The organism is Oleiphilus sp. HI0123 (genome assembly GCF_001635315.1).
Genome location: NZ_LWGE01001219.1, coordinates 1 through 2,852, shown reverse-complemented (window position 1 = coordinate 2,852; position 2,852 = coordinate 1). Strand labels below are relative to the sequence as shown.

Below are 2,852 nucleotides of genomic sequence, written 5' to 3'. Positions count from 1 at the left end.
ATCGAACCGAACGGCGTTAAAGAATTCCCTAACTTATTAACTTCTTTCGTTGAAACTTTCGCATTTGCATTGAGCGCACCCAAAACCAGCGCTAGCACACTACAAAGCAAAATAGACTTGTTTTTCATATGATTACCTTGAAACACACCCATTGTTGTATTACTACACTCTAAAATCGCCACACTCATTATTAACGAGAGTGGTCGCCCGCATCTGGATTAACATTTTTTGGCCTAAACCTGTTATCGCTGATACTGGCAAAACCTTCCGATAATACTTTTCAATTTCCTTCAAAAAGATTAGCCATGCTATTAATTTTTAGCAGATTTTTTCGATCTGTCTATTTTAGTTTTGTTATGAAATATATCTAAGGAAGGTTTTGAGCAAAAAACAGACTAATGAGTGCATGACCTCTCATGCAGGACGGTACGAAGGGCGAAACTATGCTCAATGTGGCCCTAGCAAGCTGAACCCTGTCAGCTCAGCTTGCGGGCAATTATTTTTGGACTTATTTCAAAAGAGCTTAAACCGGCTTATACAAGACTTTTCTCGACAACTTCTCTAACATCTTTTGAGAGCGCCTCTTTCGATTGAATCCTTTCAATCTGCTCGCACATTAACTTCTGTCGATTATCATCAAACTGCTTCCATCGCGTCAGGGGAGTCATAAGCCTTGCTGCAATTTGAGGATTCATATCATCTAGTTTGATAATAATATCGGCGAGAAACTCGTAACCTTCTCCCGACAGGTCATGGAAACGAACCAGGTTCTGACCACAATAGGCACCCACAACCGAGCGAACCTTGTTAGGGTTGGTTATATCAAAATCTGGCGTTTCCATTAATGCTTTTAGGCGCTCTAATGTCATAAACGCAGCACTTGAAGACTGAACAGAGAACCATAACTCGATAACCTGAGCATCGTCCTTCCACTGAGCATGAAAGGCTTCTAGTGCTTGCTCAGCCTCTGAGGCATCTCCTGAATTTACCAAAGCGCTCAAAGCAGAAAAGCTATCAGTCATATTATCAGCATTTGCAAACTGCTTTTTAGCCAGGTTAATAACATCTGCCATTTGACTTGCAGATGAACCACCTATTGCTGACATTAAAGATAAAGCCGCATTTTTTAATGCCCGTTGTGACATAGAGCCATAATCCAAAGCAGGTAATTCCGACTCAACAATATTGTCACGATAAACTGCATATAGCTCGTCACCTAGCTGATTAGCCAAGGCCTGTCGAACAAATTCTCTTGCAGCATGAATGGCATCAACATCTGCTTGCTCCGCCAGCTGCACAAGATAGCTCTCAGCGGGTAGCATCAGCATCTTGCAAACCATTGCTTTGTCTAAAGAGCTATCTGTGAGCAAACCTCGATACGCCTCGACAAAACTCTGGGGTAACACCAGCTCCAGCCCTTGCTGATAAGATTTGATTAAGCCCTGCAGGATGCGCAATGCCAATGCCTGCCCTGCCTCCCAGCGGTTAAAACCATCGGAGTCATGCTGAAACAAAAATACCAATTGCTCATCAGTATACTGATAGGACAACTTGACCGGAGCCGAAAAGCCTCTTAGTAATGATGGAACCGGTTCTGCTTCGATACCCTCAAAAACAATTGATTCTCGTGCTTCGATTAGCTCAAAAACACATTCTTTAGCGCCATCCGCAATTGATAAGGGAAGCTCCTGCCCTTCTGAGTCCAACAATGCAATAGATACAGGGATATGAAACGGCTCTTTTAAATCTTGCCCAGGTGTTGCAGGGCAAGACTGACTCAAGCTCAAGGTATATTGTTTGCTATTGGCATTATAGCTAGAACTCACTTGCAGCTCTGGCGTCCCGCCCTGATCGTACCAGAGCTTAAACTGTTCCAGATCCATCCCGGAAACGTCAGCCATTGCCGAAACGAAGTCTTCAGTTGTGACCGCTTGCCCATCATGCCTGTCAAAATATAAATCACTCCCTGCCCGGAACTGCTTCGGCCCTAAGAGAGTATGCAGCATGCGAACAACCTCTGCCCCTTTTTCATAAACCGTCAGGGTATAGAAGTTTGAAATTTCCATATAGGAAGCCGGACGAACCGGGTGTGACATCGGGCCTGCATCTTCAGCAAACTGTGCGGTTCGCAGAACATTTACATCCTCGATACGTTTAACCACGGAGGAATTCATATCGGCAGAAAATGCTGAATCCCTAAATACGGTAAACCCTTCTTTCAGGCTTAGCTGGAACCAATCTCTGCAAGTAACTCTATTGCCAGACCAGTTGTGAAAATACTCATGTGCAACAATCGCCTCAATGCGCTGATAACCCGCATCTGTTGTTGCATCGGGCTTTGCCAAAACACAGGATGAATTGAAGATATTCAGACCTTTATTCTCCATGGCGCCCATATTAAAATCGTCCACCGCGACAATCATAAATATATCCAGGTCGTACTCTCGCCCGTAGACTTCTTCATCCCAGCGCATCGACCTTTTTAAACAATCTAGTGCGTAATCGCACTTATCTGCATTCTTATGATCAACAAAGATCTTCAGGGCCACCTGACGTCCAGACATGGTTTTGAAGGAGTCTTCATGGCAATGTAAATCACCTGCCACCAAAGCAAACAAGTAACAAGGCTTTGGATGAGGGTCGTGCCAAGTAACAAAATGACGATTATCTTCCAAGTTTCCCGACTCAATAGCATTACCATTGGAAAGCAGGTTCGGGTAAAGCGCTTTATCAGCTTCGATGCGCGTCGTAAATACCGTTAGTACGTCAGGACGATCCATGTAATAGGTAATTCGTCTGAAACCCTCGGCTTCACACTGGGTACAAAACATTGACGAAGACTTGTACAAGCC

General features: G+C 44.1%; 1 protein-coding gene. It reads right to left on the bottom strand.

Features of this window, described 5'->3' with window-relative positions; all coding sequences use genetic code 11:
* Positions 1-533 precede the first annotated feature (533 nt).
* Positions 534-2,852 (bottom strand): aminopeptidase N (gene pepN, locus A3761_RS13920; protein WP_068750363.1); only part of this gene is annotated, 2,319 nt, incomplete at its 5' end.